Here is a 21,064-nt window from a genome sequence, read left to right as displayed (position 1 = left end):
TCGTCAGGGCAGCGGCGTGACGGCGGTTCCCGCCCCGCTGTTCCATGCAAAACCGTCGCCGCCGGCGTCCTGGAATTTCTTCAGCCAGTCGCGTGCAGCGCCGATCGAATCGAATGGTCCGACGAGAAGGCGCTCCTGTGTCTTGAACGGAGACGTCCAACCCTTCTGCCCTTTGAACAGTTCGGTCTTGCCGCGCGACAGGCGGCGATATTCGCCTTTCATCGCGCCGCTGGCGCCCGTGGCGATCTGCACCCAGTTGCGCGCAGGCTCTTCCTTCGCCGCCGGCTTCTTCTCTGCCGATTTGGTCGAGGAGGCAGCCGGTTTCTCCACCTTGTTGGCGGCCTTCTTGTCCGCCGCGTCCAGAGGCTTGGCACCCTCGGGGATCTTCTTGAGGCTGGCAAAAGGTGACGGTTCAGCCGCCTTGCTCTCGGTCGGCGCGGGGCCGAGCGGCTTGGCATTCTTGTACTGCTCCAAGCGCGCAAGATCGTCTGCGAAGACGTTGCGCGTCCGCTCCTGTGCCGGAATATCGATGGCGCGAACGATGGCGTTCAGGCTTTCGCGGCTGCCTGCCGTCTCGGCGACAGCGGCCTGCGGCGCGGAGGCCGGTTCATTGCTATCGATCGATGCGACAACCGTGGGCTGCGCAGTCGCGGCAGCAGGAGCGCTCTGCTGGGCGTTCCATTCCGCCAGTCCTTCTGGATTACCGAGCGCTTCGAAGCCAGGCCCAACCTCCGCGGTCTGTACCTCGCCGGCAGGTGGCGGCGTCGCAGCCGCCGCGCTGGTCGCGACGGGCTGAGAAATTGCGGGAAGCTCGCCCGCCGTGCTGGTCTGCGCAGCCATGGAAGTTTCCGCGGAAACGGCCGATTGCTCGCTGGGCGCGGGCGCTGCATTGGCAGTCCGGGCCTGCGCCGGCGCAGCAGTGCGCGTCGCAACCGCCGGCAATTCGCGCGGCGCGGTGGCAGCGCGGGCCGTACGTGCTGCCTGGCGCTGGGCCTGCGCGGCAGCACGGCGTTCCGCACGCGTGGGCTTGGCCGGTACCGATGCCTCTGCGCGCGTGCGGGTGCGTCGGCCCAAAGGCTCACCGGACGGGATGAGCCCGCTGTCCTGCGTCGCCGCGCCGGGACGCGCTGCGCTGTTGGCGGAGGCGATTGCACGCACCGCCGCGCTGTCCCGGCCCACCTGCGCGTCGGCGGGAAAATGCCCGTAATGGATCACCGCCGCCTGCTGCGCGCGGGTAAGCTGCGGCATGCGTTCGAGATAGGACTGCATGGCCGCGGTCGAGCGGGCATCGAGAAATCCGCGCACGATCCGGGTTGCTTCCGACACATCGCCATTGGACGCCAGGATGAAGGCTCGCGCGCGCCAGGCGAGCGGGTTGTTTTGCGACAAGAGCGGGTTGAGCAAGGCTTCGGCGCGCTTCTGATCGCCGGACAGGCCGAACGATACCGCCTGCCGAATGATCAGATTATCGGTGCTGATCGCCGTGGACCCGAGCGCATATTCGGCCTGCGCCTGCGCGTTGTTGCCGACGAGATCCATGGCCAGGCCACGGTCCGCCGCGATCGAGCGTTCCGATATGCCGAGTGCGATTGCCTGATCGTAGAGCTTCAGCGCCTCCACCGGGTTTTCGTTGTAGAGCTGCGCAGTGGCGAGCCCGGCCTTCACCCGCCCGCTCGAAGGCTGGATCGCCTCGGCCCGCGAAAAGAAACGCAGCGCGCTGTCATAATCGCGCAGGATCAGCGCGGCATTGCCCGCATCGAGAAGCGCATCCCCGTCGGTGGGCGAGCGTGCCAGCCGCTCGATCGCATTACGCAGTTCGGTGGCGGCCGCCTGATCATCACCATAATCCTGTGCGGCGGCAGGAGCGGACACGGCGAGCAGAGCCATCGCCGCGGAAATCCAGAGTGCTTTCATGTGATGCTATATCGCGTGTTCGGGGCCGGCATGCAAATCATCCGGCCCCGCAAGGCGGCGAGGCGACGGAGGCGCCGGTTGAACCGCAACCCAGATTGCCTCCGCCACCATTCGGTATCAGCGCTGGTTGTTCTGGCGCCCCAGGAACCGTGGAATATTCAGCGGATCACCGTCATCGCCGTCCGATTCCTGCGAATCTTCTTCCTTGCCCAGACCACGCGAGAGGTTGGACATCCGTTCGAAAAGCGTACCGCCGCCACCGCTACCGATGCGCGGTGCCGGGCGCGCAGGCGCATCGCTGCCACCGGGACGCAGCACAGGCTTCGGCGCAGCTTCCTCGTCCTTCTCGGCTTCCGGTGCAGTACCACCGCTCAGTTCGAGCGTGTCTTCTACTGCCTTCGGCTCTTCGCGGCGGCCGAAGATCGGCTTGGCTTCGGGCGCAGGAGTGGGCTCTTCCGCCACGGGCTCATCTGCCTGCTGATCGGAAGACAGGTCGAGCGGCTCTTCCGCCTTCGGCGCTTCTGCCTGCGGCTGCGGCACATCCGCAAAAACGTCCTTGCGCGGAGCAGGTTCTTCGGCAGCCGGTTCAGGCGCTTCGGTCCGTTCAGGAGCCGCCGCCTGGGCGGGACGCGAGTTCGGGAAGGCGAAGCTGCGGCTCGGCGCGGCGTTGCTGCCCTCGCTGTCGATGCCGGTGGCTACCACGGACACGCGAATTTTGCCGTCCAGATTTTCGTTGAATGCCGAACCCCAGATGATGTTCGCATCCGGATCGACCAGCTCGCGAATGTGGTTCGCGGCCTCGTCCACTTCCATGAGGCGCATATCCTCGCCGCCCGTGATGGAAACGATGACGCCCTTGGCACCTTGCATCGACACACCGTCGAGCAGTGGATTGGCGATCGCCTTTTCCGCTGCTTCCAGCGCACGGCCATCGCCCTCTGCTTCGCCGGTGCCCATCATCGCCTTGCCCATCTCGTGCATCACCGAGCGAACATCGGCAAAGTCGAGGTTGATGAGGCCGGGCATGACCATGAGATCGGTAATCCCGCGCACACCTTGCTGCAGCACTTCGTCGGCCAGCAGGAAGGCTTCCTTGAACGTGGTGTTCGGGTTGGCGACCAGGAACAGGTTCTGGTTCGGAATGACGATCAGCGTATCGACATTCTTTTGCAGCTCCTCGATCCCCGCATCGGCCGAGCGCATGCGGCGCGTGCCTTCGAAGGTGAAGGGCTTCGTGACAACGCCGACGGTCAGGATGTTCATTTCACGCGCGGCCTGCGCGATCACCGGTGCGGCGCCGGTACCGGTACCGCCGCCCATACCGGCGGCGATGAAGCACATATGCGCGCCTTCCAGCGCGGACTTGACCTGGTCCAGCGTCTCTTCGGCGGCAGCGCGGCCGACTTCGGGGCGCGAACCGGCACCAAGACCCTGCGTGATGTCCGGGCCCAGCTGGATGCGATGTTCGGCCACCGAGCTGTTCAGCGCCTGTGCGTCGGTGTTGGCGACGACGAAATCGACGCCTTCGACATTGGCGGCGATCATGTTCGCGATCGCATTGCCGCCTGCGCCGCCCACGCCGATCACGGCAATTTTCGGCTTCAATTCGTCCACGGAGGGCGGTCCGATATTGATACTCATCGTTTAAGGTCCCCTCGGCCGATCGGCCCTGTCATGACATTGCTGTTACTTGGCATAAAAGCCGTGCGCTCGCATCCCCTTATTAAGCTTGTCGAGGCGGATAAAGGTCTGCGCGGCAACATAAGGTTAGAAATTCGCTCGAAATGCGTGGACAAGACGCTGGACCAGACCAGGCGATGCCTGCCGATAGCTTTGCTGCGTCATCGTGCTTAGCGAGCGCAAATCCAGCGGCTCGTTCTTTGCGTAAAGGATAAGGCCCGCCAGCGTTCCGAAGGCGGGGCCGGCATGCGCCTCCGGCAGGCCGCGAAGTCCGGCAGGCTTGCCGATGCGCACGGTGCGCCCCAGAGCCGATTGCGCATAGTCCGCAATTCCCTTCAGTTCCGCGCCGCCGCCGGTCAGCACCACTTGACGTCCAACCGGGCCGGAGAAGCCGAGATCCTTCAGCGCGCCGCGTATCTCGCCGATCAGATGGTCGAGTCGCTGCCGGATGACACTGTTCAGCTGCGCCTTGGTGACGCGCCCGCCCTCTGCCGGCTCCTCTTCGTTGTGGCCGCGATCGACATCGATCACATCATGATTGTCGCGCGGGTTGGTGAGCGCGGAGCCGTGAAAGCATTTCATCCGCTCGGCCTGCATCCGGCGGATACCAAAGGCGCTGGCGATATCGTCGGTAATGTCGGCCGCGCCGAAGGGAATGGTGGCGAGATCGACCAGCATGCCGCCCGCAAACAGCGCAACATTGGTGACCGACGCACCGAGCTCCACCAGCGCAACGCCCAGTTCGCGCTCTTCCTCGGTCAGGCAGGCCATGCCCGCAGCAATCGGCGCCGCCACCACCGCATCCACTTCCAGATGCGCGGCGCGCACCGTCATGTCGATATTGCGGACCGGCGCCGGATCGCCGAGCAGAACGTGGATATCCACGCTCAGCTGATCGGCGTGCAGCCCCTTTGGATTGCGGATGCCCTCCACCCCGTCCAGCGTGTAGAGCGCGGGCTGCGCATGCAAGATCAACTTGCCTTCCGGGTCGATGCCCTGCTGGCCGCTCGCCAGCAGATAATCGACATGCTCCTGCGCAACGCGGTGGCCGGACAGATCGACCTCCATGGTCGTGACGCGGCTTGTCAATCCGCCCGCACTGAAGGCAACATGGACACGGTCGATATTGATGCCGGCCATGCGCTCCGCCTGTTCCACCGCGGTGCGCACGGCGAGTTCGGCGGCTTGAACGTCGGTAACGTATCCGCGCTTCACGCCGCGGCTTTCGCGCTGGCCGGTGCCGAGAACGGTGAGTTTGCCTTCTTCTGTCACCCCGGCAATGAGGGCGGAAATCTTGGACGATCCGATATCGAGCGCGGTAATCAGCCGCTCCACCTTAGGCGCGGGCATCAGCCATTCTCCCCTTCGCCGGAGGCTTCCCCCTGCCCCGCCTTGCCCGTGACCGCGTCTTCGGAGAGATCATCGCCGGACTTCAACCGCATATAGCCCTTGGTCGGGTCGCGAAAATCGAAATAGGTAAAGCGGCTGCCGAGCAGGCGGTTCTTACCGTCCATCTTGGCGAACTTCACCAGCGCCCCGGCCGAAACGTCCCGTCCCTCGGGCAGCGCAAGCGTTTCACCGGTCTTGAACTGAAGGTTCCAGCGGCGGTTGCCGATCCATTCGGCCCCGGCAATTTGGGGTTTCAGAGCCGGCGCGGCATCGAGCAACTTCGATAGTGCGACCGCTTTCAGATTGGCGTCCGGACCGATCAGCATCGGCAGGTTCGGCTTGTGCTCCGGCACGATCGGCTCCAGCACATGGCCCTGCGCATCGATAAGCGCCAGCCGATCGCCATTTTTCCAGACAGCGGCGGGGCTGCGTTCGCTAAGGTCCACCACCAGCGTGTCCGGCAAACGCCGCGATACCCGCGCCTCTCCGATCCAGCCATTCTGCATTAGATCGCGCCGGATCTCACCGACGTCGACCAGCGGCATCGCACGGTCCTTCTGCGCCAGTACGATGTCATAGACCTTGAGCTCGTCGACCCGGCGGATGCCGCTTACCTCGACATTCTTGACCTCGAACCCGGCCTTCGCCGCCATATGGGCATATTGCTGGTAGACCTGTGCGCTGAAACCGCTGAGATTGGCCGCCACGATCAGCGCGATGGCGGTCAGCGCCACGATCGCCCATGTGAGCGCCCGCTGCATTTGCTCCTGCGTGAAGGGCAGCAGCTTGATCATCCGGTCCAGCGCGGAGACGCGCTTTACCTTGCGGCTGGACTGCTTCTTGCGCGCCTTGACCGGCCTGGACCCGCGCTTGATGCTGGCCTTGGTGGCGGCGCGTGTCATGGAGCCTGCTCCAGCGCCTCGCGTACGATGCGCTCCACCAGCTCGGCATAGTCGATACCCGCAGCCTTGGCCTGTTCGGGCACCAGGCTGAGCGGTGTCATGCCGGGCTGAGTGTTCACTTCCAGCAGGAACAGACCATCGCGGCCCAGCTCGTCATCCCAGCGGAAGTCAGAGCGCGAGGGACCCTTGCAGCCGAGAATCTGATGCGCCTTGAGCGCCAGTTCCTTGCAGTACTCCGCAATATCCTGAGGGATTTCGGCGGGGCAGATGTGGCGCGTGACGCCTTCGGTATATTTCGCGTCGTAATCGTAGAAGCCGCTCGATGTGACGAGTTCGGTCACCATTAACGGCTCCCCGCCGACCACTGCCGTCGTCAGCTCGCGTCCCTTGATGAACGGTTCGGCGAGGAGTTGATCGAACTCCTGCCACGGGCCCTTCACATCGCGGCCGATGGGATTGCCATAATTGCCGGCTTCGCGGACGATGGCGACACCGACCGAGCTGCCTTCGTTTACCGGCTTCAGCACATAGGGCCGGGCAAAGGGATCGCCGGAATACAGGCTTTCGCTGTCGACGATCCGGCCTTCGGGCATGGGGATGCCGTGCGGCAGCAGTTCGTTTTTGGTGAGCTGCTTGTCGATCGCGATGACCGAGGTGGTCATGCCGCTATGCGTATAAGAGACCTGCATCAGATCGAGCATGCCTTGCACGCGGCCGTCTTCGCCCGGCGTGCCGTGTAGCGCGTTGAACACCACATCGGGCTGCGTCTCGGCGATCACCGCGGCAACATTGCGGTCCATATCGATCCGCGTGACGGTGTGCCCGCGCGATTCCAGCGCGTCCGCCACGCCCTTGCCGCTCATCAGCGACACCTCACGTTCGGCGGACCAACCGCCCATCAGTACGGCGACGTGGAGTTTACGATCAGACATCAAAATATTCCGTACGAGCTGAGCTTGTCGAAGCCCTGTTCTTTTTTGCGATGGGTGCGGAAGAGAAATACGGTCCTTCGACAAGCTCAGGACGATCGGATACAGGATCGGATATCGGGAGATTCATCCCTTCCGCCCCACGCGCTGGATTTCCCATTCCAGTTCGATGCCGCTGTCCGCCTTCACGCGCGCGCGCACCTCCTCGCCCAGCGCCTCGATGTCCGCGCTTGTCGCCTCGCCGGTGTTGAGGAGGAAATTGGTGTGCTTCTCGCTCACTTGCGCATCGCCGATCATGAGGCCACGGCAGCCCGCTTTATCGACCAGCGCCCAGGCTTTTTCGCCGGGCGGGTTCTTGAAGGTGGAGCCGCCGGTGCGGCTGCGCAGCGGCTGCGATGCCTCGCGCTCTTCGGCGATCCGGTCCATCTCCGCACCGATCGATTCGGGATCGCCGGGAACGCCCTGGAACAGCGCTTCGACCACGATCGCACCCTCGGGCAGCGCGCTGTGGCGATAGCTGTACTCGAACCGCTTGGCAGGCCAGACTTCGACCGCGCCGTCGCGCCGCACCACGGTCGCCTCGATCAGGATATCGGCGCATTCGCGGCCATAGGCGCCCGCATTCATCCGTACCGCGCCGCCCGCCGTGCCGGGAATGCCGCGCAGGAATTCCAGGCCCGCAATCCCCGCATCGCGCGCCGCGCTGGCCACGGTGATGCCCATCGCCGCCGCGCCCGCACGTACCCGCGTTTCGCCCTCGATCGCGATCTTCCCCATCGCCTTGGGAAGCCGCACGACCACGCCGGGTACCCCGCCGTCGCGCACGATCAGGTTCGATCCGACACCCACCGGCATCACCGGCATCACCGGGTCCAGCGCGGACAGGAAACGCGCCAGATCCTCCACGTTTTCCGGACGCGCCAGCCAGTCGGCCGGGCCGCCGGTGCGGAACCAGATGAAATCGGCCAGGCTGCCCTTCTCGGTCAGCTTGCCGTCGAGCCGGGGCATGCTGGCGGTGCTCATTCGCCCCCGCCCCAGAAACGACGCCAGCGGTTCCACGCCCGCGCCTGCCGCTGCATCGTTTCCGCCGCACCGCGCTGCATCGCATCCAGTGCTTCGCTTGCCGCGTCGAGCTGCTTCAGTTGCACCTCGCGCACTGCTTTCTGCATTTCGATGCCCAGTTCCATCATCTCAAACATCGGCGCGCTCCAGCCGGTCGGAGATCGCAGCGGCCAGTTCGGCCGCCCAGACGGTGATGTCGCCGGCGCCCAGGCACACGATCATATCATTGGGCTGCACGACCTTGCTGAGTTCCGCTGCCAGCTTGGTTTCGTCCTCCACCAACTGCGCATCGCGATGCCCGCGGTCGCGGATGCCGGAGACTAGCGCTGCGGAATCCACCCCCTCGATCGGCGCTTCATTGGCGGTGTAGACGGGCGTGACCATCACCATATCGGCATCGTTGAAGCTCGATTGGAAGGCCTCCATATGATCGCGCAGACGGGTGAAGCGATGCGGCTGCATCACCGCGATCACGCGGCCCGAAGCGCCCTCGCGCGCGGCATTGAGCACAGCGCGGATCTCGACGGGATGGTGGCCGTAATCGTCGATCACGATGACGTTGCCGCCCTTCATCTCCACGGTTCCCACCTTGGTGAAGCGCCTGCGCACGCCGCCGAAATTGCTGAACCCTGCCGCAATGGCCGCATCGTCCATGCCCATTTGCAGCGCCACGGCGATCGCGGCGAGCGCGTTCTGAACATTGTGGCGCCCGGCCATCGGCAAGTCGATATCGGCGATGTGTCGCACCGATCCATCACGCGCCCGGATCGCGATGTCGAACAGGTTGCCGCCGGGATAGGGGCGCACATTCTCGCCACGCACATCGGCCTGCGCGCTGAAACCGTAGGTTACCGTGCGGCGGTCACGGATCTTGGGCAGCAGCGCCTGCACTTCGTCATGATCCACGCACAGGATCGCCGCGCCGTAGAACGGCACATTCTCGATAAACTCGACGAAAGCCGCCTTGATCGCGTCGAAATCGCCATAGTGATCCAAATGTTCGGGATCGATATTGGTGACGATAGAATAGGTGCCATCGAGCCGCAGGAAGCTGCCGTCGCTCTCATCGGCCTCCACCACCATCCAGTCCCCGCTGCCGATGCGCGCGTTGGAGCCATAGCGGTTGATGATGCCGCCGTTGATCACCGTCGGATCGATCCCGCCGGCATCGAGCAAGCAGGCAACGAGCGAGGTGGTGGTGGTCTTGCCGTGCGTACCGGCCACCGCGACGCAATATTTAAGCCGCATCAGCTCTGCCAGCATCTCCGCGCGGCGGACCACGGGGATGCGCGCATCGAGCGCGGCTTTCACTTCCGGATTGTCGCGCTTCACCGCGGTCGACGTAACGACGACGGAAGCATTCGCGACATTTTCGGGCTCATGTCCGATCGACACCGGAATCCCGATCGAGCGCAGACGTTTCACCGTAGAGCCTTCGGCCATGTCGGAGCCCTGCACGCTATAGCCCAGATCGCTCATCACCTCGGCAATGCCGGACATGCCGATGCCGCCAATGCCGACGAAATGGACGGTGCCGATGTCTTTCGGAACTTCGCGCATCAACCGGCATCCTTTGCAAAAGCGGGCCCGGCCACAGTGCCACCGCGCGCCGGAGCGGCGGCTTTCACGGTCATCGGCTCGACCAGCGGAGCGCCGCCGAAGCTTTCGACAAGATCGGCAAGCTCCTGCACCGCTTTGGGTCGGCCGCAGCTGCGCGCAGCCTTGGCGGCGTTTTCCAGGCTGCCGGGTTTCAGCGCCATCTTCTGGATTTGCTTCGCCACTTCCTTGGCCGTGAAACGCGGCTGCTGAATCGCACGCGCGCCGCCCGCCTCCACCATCTCGCGGACATTATAGGTCTGGTGATCATCGGTTGCGATCGGCAATGGCACCAGGATCGCCGGGCGACCCGCAGCGGTCAGTTCCGCGATGGTCGAGGCACCTGCGCGCCCAATCACGAGATGCGCCCAGCCAAGCCGTTCGGGCAGATCGGGCAGATAGGTGGCCAGTTCGGCAGGAATTTCGTTTTCGGCATAGGCGGCGCGCACCCGCTCGATATCCTCGGCACGGCACTGCTGCGTCACCTGAAGGCGGCGGCGCAGCTGCGGCGGCAGCATGGCAAGTGCCTTTGGCACCACTTCGCTCAGCACCGTCGCGCCCTGACTGCCACCCGTCACGAGCACGCGGAAGATGCCGTCTTCGAACAAGGGCGGGAACGGCTCCTCGCGGATCGCGAGCACTTCCTCCCGCACGGGATTGCCGATCAGATGGACCTTGTCCCTCTGACTGTCCGGCAGGCGCTTGATCTCCGGATAGCTGGTGGCGATCGCGTTGACCTTGCGCGCGGCAAGCCGGTTGACGCGGCCCAGCACGGCATTCTGTTCGTGGATCACCGTCGGGATATCGTCCGCGAACGCACCGAGCAGCGCCGGAAACGCCGGATAGCCGCCGAAGCCGACGACGCTGGTCGGGCGGAAAGTGGAATAAAGCTGCCGCGCCATCGCCCGGCCCTGCAGGATCGCCTTCATCGCGCCGGGCCAGCTCATCGGGTTTTTGGTGAGGCGCCCGGCGGGCAGCACATGCACCTCGGCATCCTCGAAGATGCCGGGGATCTTGGCACCACGCGCGTCGGTGATCAGCGCCACCCGGTGGCCGCGCTGTTCCAGCTCTCGCGCCAGAGCATGCGCGGGGACCATGTGGCCGCCGGTACCGCCGGCAGCGAGGACGAAATGCTTGGTGATGCTCATCCGCCAGCGCCCTTCATGATATAGCGGGAGCGGTCAAGATACGGGTTTCGCTTCGTGAAGGCCAGCAGCAGCCCCATGCCGATGCCGATCGCGATCAGCGAGGAGCCGCCATAGCTGATGAACGGCAGCGTCATGCCCTTGGACGGGAAAAGCTGCAGGTTCACCGCCATGTTGATCAGCGCCTGCCCGCCAAATTGCGCGACGAGCCCGGTCGCGGCGAGGATCGTGAACCGGTCCTCTTCGTCCAGCAGGCGCACCAGCACCCGGATGATGATGGCAAGGAAGGTCAGCGCGATGACGATGCAGGCGAGCACGCCGAACTCCTCTCCGATCACCGAGAAGATATAGTCGGTATGCGCTTCGGGCAGATGGAATTTGGCCGATCCCAGCCCGGGGCCGACCCCGATTAGCCCGCCTGCCGTAATGGTCTTGTAGGCCAGCATGATCTGGTTGTTGGTCTCTCCGCCGAATAGCCAGGTATCGATCCGCTGCGTTGCCACCGGATAGAAGACGTAGGCCGCGAGCATCAACGCGATCCCGCCGATCACCAGCGCCGCGAGCAAGCGCACCGATAGTCCGCCGACCAGCATGAGCGTGAACCAGATGCCACAGAAGATAATCGTCTGGCCAAGGTCCGGCTGGTTCATCAGCAACACCGCTATCAGCCCGGTGATGCCGAGCGACAGCGGAACCACGGGAATGTTCGGTTCTTTGCCCTTCCAGCTGAGGATCCAGGCCATCGTGACCGCGTAGAAGGGCTTCAGAAACTCGCTCGGCTGAACGTTGGCGAAGCCGGGGCCGATCCAGCGCTTCGATCCGTTCACTTCGCTCCCGAAGACGGGCACGAGGATGAGAAGCGCAAGGAAGATCGCGAAGGACACGATCGCGAAACGCCGCGCTTCGTCCTTCGGCAGCATCGAAACGAGCAGCATGATCGGGACCGAAACGCTGACCCACATCAACTGGCGATAGAAGAAATATAGCGGATCGAGTGTCACGCTGCTGGTCGACAGACGCTGCGCGGTGGCCGGCGAAGCTGCGGCCACCGCGAGCAGCCCGATGGCGACAAGCACCACGATAAGGCCCAGCAGCACGCGGTCCAGCTCCCAAAACCAGATGCCGATGGCCGAACGGTCGGCGCGGCCGAGCCGGTTTTCCATTGTTTCACGCCCGCGCGCCGCGATCGCGCCGGCCAGATGGCGCGGACCATGTTCAGCCATGCGCGCCTCCGGCATAGATCGACACCGCCTCGCGAAAGCATTCGCCCCGCGCCTCGAAATCGCGGAACTGATCGAAACTGGCGCAGGCGGGCGAAAGCAGTACTGTATCGCCCGGCTGCGCATCGCGCACGGCGCGGCGCACGGCGGTGGCCAGCATTTCGCTCTCGTCCACTTCCATATGCTCGGCGAGCTGGCGGGCATAGGTGGGCCCGGCGTCGCCGATGGTGTAGGCCTTGACGACATGGCCGAAATTGGGCGCGCATTCGTCGAGACTGTCGTCCTTAGGCAGGCCTCCGACGATCCAGCGGATGCGATCGAACGCGGCGAGCGCCGGAGCGGCAGAGGCGGGGTTCGTCGCCTTGCTGTCGTTCACGAAAGCGACCCCGTTGAACGTGCCGAGGCGTTCCAGCCGGTGCGGCAAACCGCTGAAGCTTTCGAGGCCTGCGTCGATCGCCTGCTGCGACACGCCGAGCGCCTCGCAGGCCGCGATAGCGGCGAGCGCGTTCTGCGCATTGTGCGGGCCCTGCAGCGAAGGCCAGCGGGATTGGTCCATGCACACACCCGGCGCGATCTTGGTGATCTGCCGGGAGGGACGTTTAAGCCCACGGGCGATCAGCGCGGACGGCGTATCGCCGATGCCGATCACCGCCTCGCCCTTCCCATGCTGCATCTCGAAAAGCCGCGCCTTGGACGCGGCATAGGCTTCAAAGTTCTCGTAGCGGTCGAGATGATCGGGCGTGATGTTGAGCAGCACCGCGATATCGCAGGCGAGGCTTTCCGTCAGATCGATCTGATAGCTAGACAGCTCCAGCACATAGACGCCCTCGCCGGTCTCATTCGGCTCCAGCGGATCGCGCGAGAGGATCGGCAGGCCGATATTGCCGGCCATCAGGCTGGGACGGCCTGCGGTCTTCAGGATATGGGCGATCAGCGCCGTGGTGGTCGACTTGCCGTTGGTGCCGGTAATGCCGACGACCTTGTGCGGCGGCAGCGCGGCGCGGGCCTGCGCGAACAGCTCGACATCGCCGATGATGGGCAAATTGGCAGCGCGCGCGCGCTCGGCGATCGGACTGGTGTTCAGCGGAACGCCGGGCGAGAGGATGATCGCATCGAACTGCGACAGATCGGCCTCCAGCAGATCGGCGATTTCCGCCTTGCCCTCGGCGCGGGCGCGCGGTTCGGGCTGGCCGTCCCAAGCGGTGACCTTCGCACCGCTGGCCACCAGCGCATCAAGCGTCGCCTGCCCGGACCGAGCCAGGCCGAGCAGCGCATAATGCTTGTCGGCGAAGGCGGGGCTGACGATCATCTGAGCTTGAGCGTGGACAGACCGGCGAGCGCGAGCACGAGGCTGATGATCCAGAAGCGGATCACAACGGTCGGCTCGGCCCAGCCAAGCTGCTCGAAATGATGGTGGATCGGCGCCATCTTGAAGACGCGCTTGCCTGTGCGCTTGAAGAAGAAAACCTGGATGATGACGGACAGCGCCTCGATCACGAACAGCCCGCCGACGACACCCAGCACGATTTCATGATGGGTGGAAACGGCCAGCGCGCCTAGCGCTCCGCCGAGCGCGAGGCTGCCGGTATCGCCCATGAAAACGGCTGCTGGCGGCGCATTATACCAGAGGAAGGCGAGCCCCGATCCGATGATCGCGCCGCACAGGATGGTCAGTTCGCCAGCGCCAGGCACGTGGGGGATGCCGAGGTAATTGGCGTAGATCGCGTTGCCGACGAGGTACACGATGATGAAGAAGGTCACCGCCGCGATTACCACGGGCATGGTGGCAAGACCGTCGAGCCCGTCGGTCAAATTCACCGCATTGCCAGCGCCCACGATGACGAACATCGCGAACAGGATGTAGAACCAGCCCAGATCGATCGAAACGCCGCTGAGGAAGGGCAGATACAGATGCGTGCCGTTCTGATCGGTGATCAGCCAGGCGGCCACGCCGGCAATGGCAAACTCCGCAAGCAGGCGGACACGGCCAGGAACACCTTTGTGGCTGGACTTCGACACTTTGTCGAAATCATCGAGAAACCCGATGATCGCAAAGCCGAATGTGACGAACAGGCAGGCCCAGACATATACGTTGCGCGGGTCCATCCACAGCAGCACTGCGACGGCGAGCGAAATGAGAATTAGCAGCCCGCCCATCGTCGGCGTGCCGACCTTAGCAAGATGCGTCTGCGGGCCGTCGCTGCGGATCGGCTGGCCCTTACCCTGGCGCATACGCAGCATGAGGATGAAGCGAGGACCGATAATCAGGCCGAGAAACAAGGCGGTCGCCACCGCCGCGCCGGAGCGCACGCTCTGGTAACGCAGCAGGTTGAACGGTCCTTCGAACCCGAACCATTCGGCGAGCAGGTAGAACATTCTCAAACTTCTCCGTCGACGAGAGCGCTTACCAGCTTCGAAAGCCCCACGGAGTTGGAGCCCTTGACGAGCACCGCTTCGCCGCCCTCGATTGTCCCGCGGAGCAGGGCCAGCGCCTCGTCCGCGGTTCCGCAATGGGCGAAGCGGGCCGGACCCTCAAGCCCGCTCCCCAGCTTTTCCACCAGATTTTCGAACTCCGGGCCGACGAAGATCGCCTCGTCCACCTTCGCATCCGCCAGCAGCGGCGCGATATCGGCGTGATAGCCGTCGGATTTCTCGCCCAGTTCCTTCATCGCCCCGAGCACAGCGACGCGGCGGCTGTGCGGTGCGGCGGCGAGCCCGGCAATCGCCGCTTTCATGGAAGCGGGGTTGGCGTTGTAGCTCTCATCGATCAGCAGAAGCGGCCCGCCGACATGTTCGATCAGGTGCCGCGCCCCGCGTCCGGCAAGGCCGGGCAGTTCGGCGAGCGCCAGCCCCGCCGAGGCGAGATCGCCGCCCACCGCGTCGACCGCCGCCAGCACGGCGAGCGAATTGGCGACGATGTGGCGTCCGGGTTGAGCAATTCGGTAACACAGCATGGCCGCGCCGATCTGCGCGGTTACGAGCGAGCCGCCATGCCGGTCCAGCGCCTCAACGGCGCGCGCGTCGGCCTCCTCGTGGAAACCGAAGCTGATCACGCGGTCGGTATGTTCCAATGCAGCATCGCGCAGCAACTCGTAATGGGGGTTATCGCGCGGCACGATGGCGGTGCCGCCCTCCACGAGGCCTTCGAAAATTTCGGACTTCGCGCGGGCAATCGCCGCTTCATCCGGAAAAAACTCGACATGGGCGGGCGCAATGGTGGTCACGATCGCGACATCCGGCCGGACGAGGCGAGTCAAATCGGACAGTTCGCCGGCATGGTTCATGCCCATTTCGAATATGCCGAAAGCGGTCTCGCGCGGCATCCGCGCGAGGCTGAGCGGGACACCGACATGGTTGTTATAGCTTTTCAGCGAGCGATGCGCGCGCCCGCGCGAGCCCCGATCGAGCCCGAGAAACAACATTTCCTTAGTACCGGTCTTGCCTGCCGATCCGGTGACCCCGATAATCTTGGCGCCCGTCCGCCCGCGCGAGGCCCGCGCCAGCGCGCGCAGCGCCTCAGCAGTGTCCCCTACCAGAACATGCGGATGATCGACGGCGCGATCGGTAATCGCGCCCGCGGCGCCGCTTGCGAAAGCGCCATCAACGAAGCGGTGGCCGTCGGTGCTTTCGCCGGAAAGCGCCACAAACAGATCGCCCGGCCCCACTTCGCGCGAATCGAAGGCGACGCCGTTCGCCTGAAACTCGCCATGCACAGTTCCGCCGGTAGCCTGTGCGATCTCATCGGCGGTCCAGAGCGCGCTCATGCGGAAACCTCCCGTGCCACCTGCACATCGTCGAAGGGCAGCACCTGATCGCCGACGATCTGGCCCTGCTCATGCCCCTTGCCGGCGACGAGGACGATATCGTCCGGCTTCGCCATCGCGATCGCGGCGGCAATGGCTTCGCGCCGATCGCCGATCTCCTGCGCATCGGGAGCGCCATCGCGCACCGCCTTGCGAATGGCAGCGGGATCTTCGCTGCGCGGATTGTCATCAGTAACGATCACCGTATCCGAAAGACGCGCGGCGGCTGCGCCCATCTCGGCGCGCTTGCCGATGTCGCGGTCCCCGCCCGCACCGAAAACGGTGATGAGCCGCCCCTTGCAATGCGCACGCAGCGCTTCGCAGGCAGCAACCAGCGCAACGGGCGTATGGGCGTAATCAATATACACAGGCGCGCCGCTTCGGCTGATCACCGCGCGCTCCAACCGGCCGCGCACCGGCTGAAGGCGGGAGAGATGCTCGCTGACATCATCCCAGTCCCCGCCCGTCGCGATGACAAGACCCGCAGCCGTCAGCGCGTTATTCGCCTGATAGGCACCGATCAGCGGGAGGTTGATTTTCTTGAGCCGTCCCTGCGCCTCGACTTCCAGCAGCTGGCCAAGCTGCGTGGGCGTCTGGGCGATCAGCCGTAAACCCTCCCCGCGCCGCCCGACCGTGATGCGGCGCAGCGAGCGCTTGGCCACGCGGTCGAACACCGCGTCGGACCATTCGTCGTCGGCCCAGATGACGGCGGTGCCGTTTTCGTCCAGCACCTCGTCGAACAAACGCATCTTCGCCTCGAAATAGGCCTCCATGCTGTCATGATAATCGAGGTGATCGCGGCTCAAATTGGTGAAAGCGGCGGCGCGGATCGGCAGTCCTTCGCTGCGATACTGGTCCAGCCCGTGGCTCGATGCCTCAAACGCGGCGTGGCTCACGCCTTCACGCGCCAGCCCGGCCATGTTGGAGAGGAAGGTGACGATATCGGGCGAGGTCAGGCCGGTACGGACATTCTCCGAGCCCGTGGTGATGCCAAGCGTGCCGATCGAAGCCGCATTTTGCCCAGCAAGCCGCCACAGCTGACGCGTCAGCTCAACTGTAGATGTCTTTCCGTTCGTGCCGGTGACCGCGACGGTTGCCTGTGGGAACGGCCGGAAATATTGCGCGGCAATCTGCGCGAACCGGCGGCGCGGCACCGCGTCCGCGATCAGGTGCGCACCGTCCACGTTCACCCCCTCGCGCGCCACCACGGCGATGGCGCCGGCGGCGATGGCCTGCGGGACCACCTCTTCGGCATTGAACTTGGCACCCTGGAAGGCCCCAAAGATATTGCCGGGGGCAATCTGGCGGTGGTCTATCGCGAAGCCGGTGATGGGCTTCAGGGCATCTTCGCCGGTAAGGTTTTGCAGTATATCGCCAAGGCGCATCAATGATCCCCGCCGTTGCGCCAAAGCAGCGGCATCAGTTCGCTCACATCCACGTCACGGCCCGTATCGGGCAGCACGCCGAGCATCGGGCCGATGCGCGGCACCAGCCGCTTGACGATCGGCGCCGCAACCCAGCCCGCGGTGCGCTGGAACGAGGTAGCGGCGGTGCCCTGCGGCTCGTCCAGCGACACAACCACAACATATTGCGGGTTGTCCATGGGGAAGGCCGCCGCAAAGGTCGAGACGAGCGAATTATGCGCATAACCACCCGCACGCGGCTTCTCGGCCGATCCGGTCTTGCCGCCGATGCGGAATCCCTCGGCATCGGCGTTGCGGCCGGTGCCGTCGAGCACGATCATGCGCAGCAGCTGACGCATCCGCGCACTTGTGGCCGCACTGAATACCCGCCGGCCCTTGGGTTCCTTGTCCGCGTCCACCTTCAAGAGTGTGCTCGGACGATAGATACCGCCATTGACGAGCGAGGCGTAAGCGGTGGCGAGGTGCAGCGGCGTGACCGCAATACCGTGGCCGTAACCGATGGTCATGTTGGTGAGGCGGCCCCAATCCTTCGGCCAGATCGGCAGGCCCTTTTCGGCGATCTCGATTTCCGGGCGCTTGTCGAAATCCAGGCTGCGCAGCGTCTTTTCCATACGCTCACGCCCCAGATCATCTGCGATGCGCGCGGTAACGATGTTGGAACTGTTCACCAGCGCTTCGGGCACGTTGATCCAGCGGCCCATCGGGTGATCGTCATGGATCTTGAAGCCCGCGATCTTGAGCGGAGCAGTGGCGTCATAACGCCGCGAGAGATCGCGCACCGTCCCGGCATCCAGCGCGGCGGCCACCGTGATCGGTTTGAAAGTGGATCCCAGTTCATAAACGCTCTGCGTGACGCCATTGGCCTGGTTCTTCACCCCCTCGGCATCCAGCTTATTGGGATTGAAGCTTGGCAGTGAGCTCAGCGCGACAATCTCACCCGTGTTCGCGTCCAGCACCACACCCGCTGCGCCGATCGCATGCGTGCTTGTCATCGCGCGCATCAATTCGTTGCGCAGCGCGCCCTGCACCCGGCTGTCGATCGAGAGCGCTACAGGCTCGCCTCGCAGATTGGGGTCCGTCAGCCGCTCCTCAAGCACCCGCTCCATGCCCATGCGGCCATGACCGCTCATGTCGGTGAAGCCCAACACATGCGCTGCAAGATCATATTCGGGATAGAGACGCTCTGGCTCGCGCGGGAATTCGATGCCGATTTCACCCAGCGCATGCACTTCGCTCACTTCGCGCGGAAGGGCACGCCGGCGCAGGTAGGTCGGGCGCTTGCCGGTCAATTTGGCGTAGAATTCACCGGCGGGCTCATCGGGGAAAATGGCCTGCAACTGATTGGCGAGCTGCCGCTTGTCGCCGCGAATTTCATCCGGCTTCACCCAGATGGCATAAGCCGCGATCGTGCGCGCCAGCGGCACGCCATTGCGGTCCACGATATCACCGCGCTCGGGCACGTAGGCGGAGGAAATCGCGCTGTAGCTCTTCTGATTTTCGAAGATCGCGAAGCTGCCAAGGCGCAGAACGATCAGAAGCACCGCAGCGGTGAAGATCAGCGCCAGGATCATCAGCCGCTGGTATGTGGCCGTGCCCACATGGCCACCATATTCGCCCAACCGCATGCGCGTGGGGTTGGTGGCGGCGAACGCCGTCATTGTTTCGATTTCTCGGCAGCGGCGCGGGCTTGCAGATCGCGCAGGGTGGACGCGCCGAGCAGGCTGTTTTCCAACTGCGCCACGCGCTTGGCGCGGTCCGCAGCAGCCATCTTAGGCGCGGCATTTTCCGGCGATCCATCAGGCTTGCCCGCCTTGGCCACGGCAGCGTCATTCGCCGCCGTGGCAACCGGAGCAGCAGACGTCGTATCGGCTTCCGCAGACGAAACACGCCCGCCATTCCCGACCGTGCCGATCGGCGCGGCGTCCAGGCCATAAGCGGCGGACACCATCACGGGCGACTGCGGGCCAAGGTCCTCGCCGCTGAAATCGGCCAGTTCGCGCACGCCGTCGACATATTGGCCAGGGCGCGGCGCGTCGTAACCGTAGAGAAGATCGTTCCACTTTTCGAGCTGATCGAGGCTGGCGCGCGCGCGGATTTCCGCCTGAAGATAGCTGATCTCACGCCGGGCCTCGACGATCTGATGGTCCGCGCGCACCAGCTTGGCGTGCATCGCGCCGACCTTCAGCGACAGCGGATAGAGCGAGATGGCAACGAGGAAGACCAGCGCCACCCAGCCAAGACCCTGCATTCTCTTGAGCCCCATGGTCATGCCGCTTGCTCCTGCCACGGCGACGCGTCGGTCCGCTCCGCCCAGCGCAGCACCGCCGAACGGGCGCGCGGATTTCGATCGAGCTCGTCCTCGCCCGCGCGGATCGCCTTGGACGGACGGGCGAAACTGGGCGCAGGGCCGCTATCCTGAAGCGGCAGATGGCGTGATCCACCGCCCGCTTGCCCGCTGCGCACGCGCAGGAACTGTTTCACGATCCGGTCCTCCAGACTGTGGAAACTGACCACGACAAGCCGGCCGCCGGGGCGCAGCAGCTTTTCTGCAGCGGCCAGGCCTTCGCGCAGTTCGTCCAGTTCCGCGTTCACATGGATGCGAATGGCCTGAAAAGTGCGGGTCGCCGGGTCCTTCGGCATGCCTTCGCGGTGGCCGAGCGCCTTGCGCACGATCGCCGCCAGCTCACCGGTGCGCGTCAGCGGACGCGCGGCGACGATAGCCTTGGCGATCCGGCGCGAGCGGCGTTCTTCGCCATAGAGATAAATGACGTCGGCAATTTCTTCCTCGTCCGCTTCGTTCAGGAAGTCGGCGGCGCTGGGGCCATCCTGGCCCATGCGCATGTCGAGCGGACCATCGGCGCGGAAGGAAAACCCACGCGCCGCCTCGTCCAGCTGCATCGAGGAAACACCGATGTCGAGCACCACGGCGTCCACCGCCTCGATGCCTTCGGCTTTCAGAACGGAAGCCATGTCTGAAAAGCGGGCGGGGAAGAGGCGCAAACGCCCCTTGCTCCCGCCCGCCAGTCCGGCGCCCTGCGCGATTGCCGAGGGGTCGCGATCGAACGCATAAACGTTCGCCCCCTGGGCCAGGAAGGCGGAGCTATAGCCGCCGGCGCCGAATGTGCCGTCCACGATGCGCGCGCCAGGGGTGATGGCGGCGGCGTGGACGACCTCTTCGAGAAGGACGGGAATATGAGGGGCCTCGGGCGCGCTCATTTGCGCTTCCTTTCGGCTTCGCTCAGAAAATATTCCGCGATTTCCTTCTGCATTTCGAAGCCCGTCTGCTGTTCCATGAGGATCGACGGGTTCCAGATGTAGAAATTCGTGATGTTGCCGTGAAAAAAGGCCTGACCGTCCAGCTTGCCGAAGAAGCGCAGCATCGGCGGCATGACGAAGCGGCCACTCGCCTCGAAGCCCACTTCCATGAGCGAGGACGCGATCGGTCCGCCGGCGGCCTGCCGGTCGAACTGTTCGCCGCGCTGCTGCGCATAGTCCCATTGCTTGTCCAGATCGGTTGCAAGACGGTCCCGCTCGGTGGTGCCGAAGCCCATCAGACAGGGAAGTTCAGGGTGGCGGGCGAGGCAGACGACGTTGCCGCCGCTGCTGCTTTCCACGGTCGAGCGCAGCTCGGACGGGATCGTGCACCGGCCCTTGCCGTCGATCGTCGACAGGCCCGAGCCGCCATATACGAACCCCCCTGCCACGATTTGCCGAACCCCTTTCTTCGCGGGGCAATACGCGTCCCGCGCCGGAATTCAGCAATTCCGACGTCGGTCTTTGCAACGGCAAAGCAGACACCCCGATTGCCCACGGGCATAGCATGGGATTTCATGGGACAACAAGGGAATTTTGGGGATATCCATGGGATTGTCCGGGCGGCGCGCGGAAATCCTAGGCTTTCACTTTCTCGGCGTCAGTCGCATGGGCCGAAAGTTCTTTTTCTGTTCCGGATTTGCAGCATCAGACCCACATTTTCACCCGCAGAATCCCCGGTCGTCCC

The 21,064-nt window shown here is 64.5% G+C and carries 18 protein-coding genes; all 18 read right to left on the bottom strand.

Annotation, left to right across the window (positions count from 1 at the left end):
- Positions 1–3: 3 nt before the first annotated feature.
- The gene (locus I6A82_RS07960; protein ID WP_198094434.1) at positions 4–1,914 is read right to left on the bottom strand and encodes a hypothetical protein; all 1,911 of its coding nucleotides are present in this window, start codon (positions 1,912–1,914) and stop codon (positions 4–6) included.
- 117 nt (positions 1,915–2,031) lie between these two features.
- Entirely contained in the window at positions 2,032–3,555 is a 1,524-nt protein-coding gene (ftsZ, locus tag I6A82_RS07955) for a cell division protein FtsZ (protein WP_198094433.1), read from the bottom strand.
- A gap of 126 nt (positions 3,556–3,681) precedes the next feature.
- On the bottom strand, positions 3,682–4,944 hold the full coding sequence (gene ftsA, locus I6A82_RS07950; protein ID WP_198094432.1) for a cell division protein FtsA: 1,263 nt from the start codon (positions 4,942–4,944) through the stop codon (positions 3,682–3,684).
- Positions 4,944–5,885: a cell division protein FtsQ/DivIB gene (locus I6A82_RS07945; RefSeq protein ID WP_187335828.1), complete on the bottom strand. Its 942-nt coding sequence runs from the start codon at positions 5,883–5,885 to the stop codon at positions 4,944–4,946. The genes ftsA and I6A82_RS07945 overlap by 1 nt, the downstream gene beginning before the upstream one ends.
- A complete protein-coding gene (locus I6A82_RS07940; RefSeq protein ID WP_198094431.1) occupies positions 5,882–6,817 on the bottom strand; it encodes a D-alanine--D-alanine ligase in 936 nt (311 codons plus the stop codon). The genes I6A82_RS07945 and I6A82_RS07940 overlap by 4 nt, the downstream gene beginning before the upstream one ends.
- 123 nt (positions 6,818–6,940) lie before the next feature.
- A complete protein-coding gene (murB, locus tag I6A82_RS07935) occupies positions 6,941–7,837 on the bottom strand; it encodes a UDP-N-acetylmuramate dehydrogenase (RefSeq protein ID WP_198094430.1) in 897 nt (298 codons plus the stop codon).
- A complete protein-coding gene (locus I6A82_RS07930; protein WP_198094429.1) occupies positions 7,834–8,013 on the bottom strand; it encodes a hypothetical protein in 180 nt (59 codons plus the stop codon). The genes murB and I6A82_RS07930 overlap by 4 nt, the downstream gene beginning before the upstream one ends.
- Positions 8,006–9,436: a UDP-N-acetylmuramate--L-alanine ligase gene (gene murC, locus I6A82_RS07925; protein ID WP_198094428.1), complete on the bottom strand. Its 1,431-nt coding sequence runs from the start codon at positions 9,434–9,436 to the stop codon at positions 8,006–8,008. Before murC ends, I6A82_RS07930 begins: the two co-directional genes overlap by 8 nt.
- On the bottom strand, positions 9,436–10,620 hold the full coding sequence (murG, locus tag I6A82_RS07920) for an undecaprenyldiphospho-muramoylpentapeptide beta-N-acetylglucosaminyltransferase (RefSeq protein WP_198094427.1): 1,185 nt from the start codon (positions 10,618–10,620) through the stop codon (positions 9,436–9,438). The genes murC and murG overlap by 1 nt, the downstream gene beginning before the upstream one ends.
- Complete coding sequence (locus I6A82_RS07915; RefSeq protein ID WP_232343583.1) at positions 10,617–11,780, bottom strand: FtsW/RodA/SpoVE family cell cycle protein; 1,164 nt, start codon at positions 11,778–11,780, stop codon at positions 10,617–10,619. The genes murG and I6A82_RS07915 overlap by 4 nt, the downstream gene beginning before the upstream one ends.
- A 52-nt stretch (positions 11,781–11,832) precedes the next feature.
- Positions 11,833–13,146 carry a UDP-N-acetylmuramoyl-L-alanine--D-glutamate ligase gene (gene murD / locus I6A82_RS07910; protein ID WP_198094426.1) on the bottom strand — a complete coding sequence of 438 codons (1,314 nt, stop codon included), beginning with the start codon at positions 13,144–13,146 and terminating at the stop codon, positions 11,833–11,835.
- Positions 13,143–14,213, bottom strand: coding sequence for a phospho-N-acetylmuramoyl-pentapeptide-transferase (mraY, locus tag I6A82_RS07905; RefSeq protein WP_198094425.1), 1,071 nt, complete (start codon positions 14,211–14,213; stop codon positions 13,143–13,145). The genes murD and mraY overlap by 4 nt, the downstream gene beginning before the upstream one ends.
- Positions 14,214–14,215: 2 nt before the next feature.
- Positions 14,216–15,601 carry a UDP-N-acetylmuramoyl-tripeptide--D-alanyl-D-alanine ligase gene (locus tag I6A82_RS07900; protein WP_198094424.1) on the bottom strand — a complete coding sequence of 462 codons (1,386 nt, stop codon included), beginning with the start codon at positions 15,599–15,601 and terminating at the stop codon, positions 14,216–14,218.
- Positions 15,598–17,025, bottom strand: a complete 1,428-nt coding sequence (locus I6A82_RS07895) for a UDP-N-acetylmuramoyl-L-alanyl-D-glutamate--2,6-diaminopimelate ligase (protein WP_198094423.1) — start codon at positions 17,023–17,025, stop codon at positions 15,598–15,600. Before I6A82_RS07895 ends, I6A82_RS07900 begins: the two co-directional genes overlap by 4 nt.
- A complete protein-coding gene (locus I6A82_RS07890; protein ID WP_198094422.1) occupies positions 17,025–18,722 on the bottom strand; it encodes a peptidoglycan D,D-transpeptidase FtsI family protein in 1,698 nt (565 codons plus the stop codon). The genes I6A82_RS07895 and I6A82_RS07890 overlap by 1 nt, the downstream gene beginning before the upstream one ends.
- Entirely contained in the window at positions 18,719–19,333 is a 615-nt protein-coding gene (locus I6A82_RS07885) for a hypothetical protein (protein WP_198094421.1), read from the bottom strand. The genes I6A82_RS07890 and I6A82_RS07885 overlap by 4 nt, the downstream gene beginning before the upstream one ends.
- On the bottom strand, positions 19,330–20,280 hold the full coding sequence (gene rsmH, locus I6A82_RS07880) for a 16S rRNA (cytosine(1402)-N(4))-methyltransferase RsmH (protein ID WP_198094420.1): 951 nt from the start codon (positions 20,278–20,280) through the stop codon (positions 19,330–19,332). The genes I6A82_RS07885 and rsmH overlap by 4 nt, the downstream gene beginning before the upstream one ends.
- Positions 20,277–20,768 carry a division/cell wall cluster transcriptional repressor MraZ gene (locus tag I6A82_RS07875; RefSeq protein WP_187335814.1) on the bottom strand — a complete coding sequence of 164 codons (492 nt, stop codon included), beginning with the start codon at positions 20,766–20,768 and terminating at the stop codon, positions 20,277–20,279. Before I6A82_RS07875 ends, rsmH begins: the two co-directional genes overlap by 4 nt.
- Positions 20,769–21,064 lie beyond the last annotated feature (296 nt).

Origin of the sequence: Novosphingopyxis sp. YJ-S2-01, assembly GCF_016093175.1 — a bacterium.
Lineage (GTDB): Bacteria > Pseudomonadota > Alphaproteobacteria > Sphingomonadales > Sphingomonadaceae > Novosphingopyxis > Novosphingopyxis iocasae.
The sequence above is the reverse complement of the archived record's forward strand: the minus strand, read 5'-3'. Positions and strand labels throughout refer to the sequence as shown.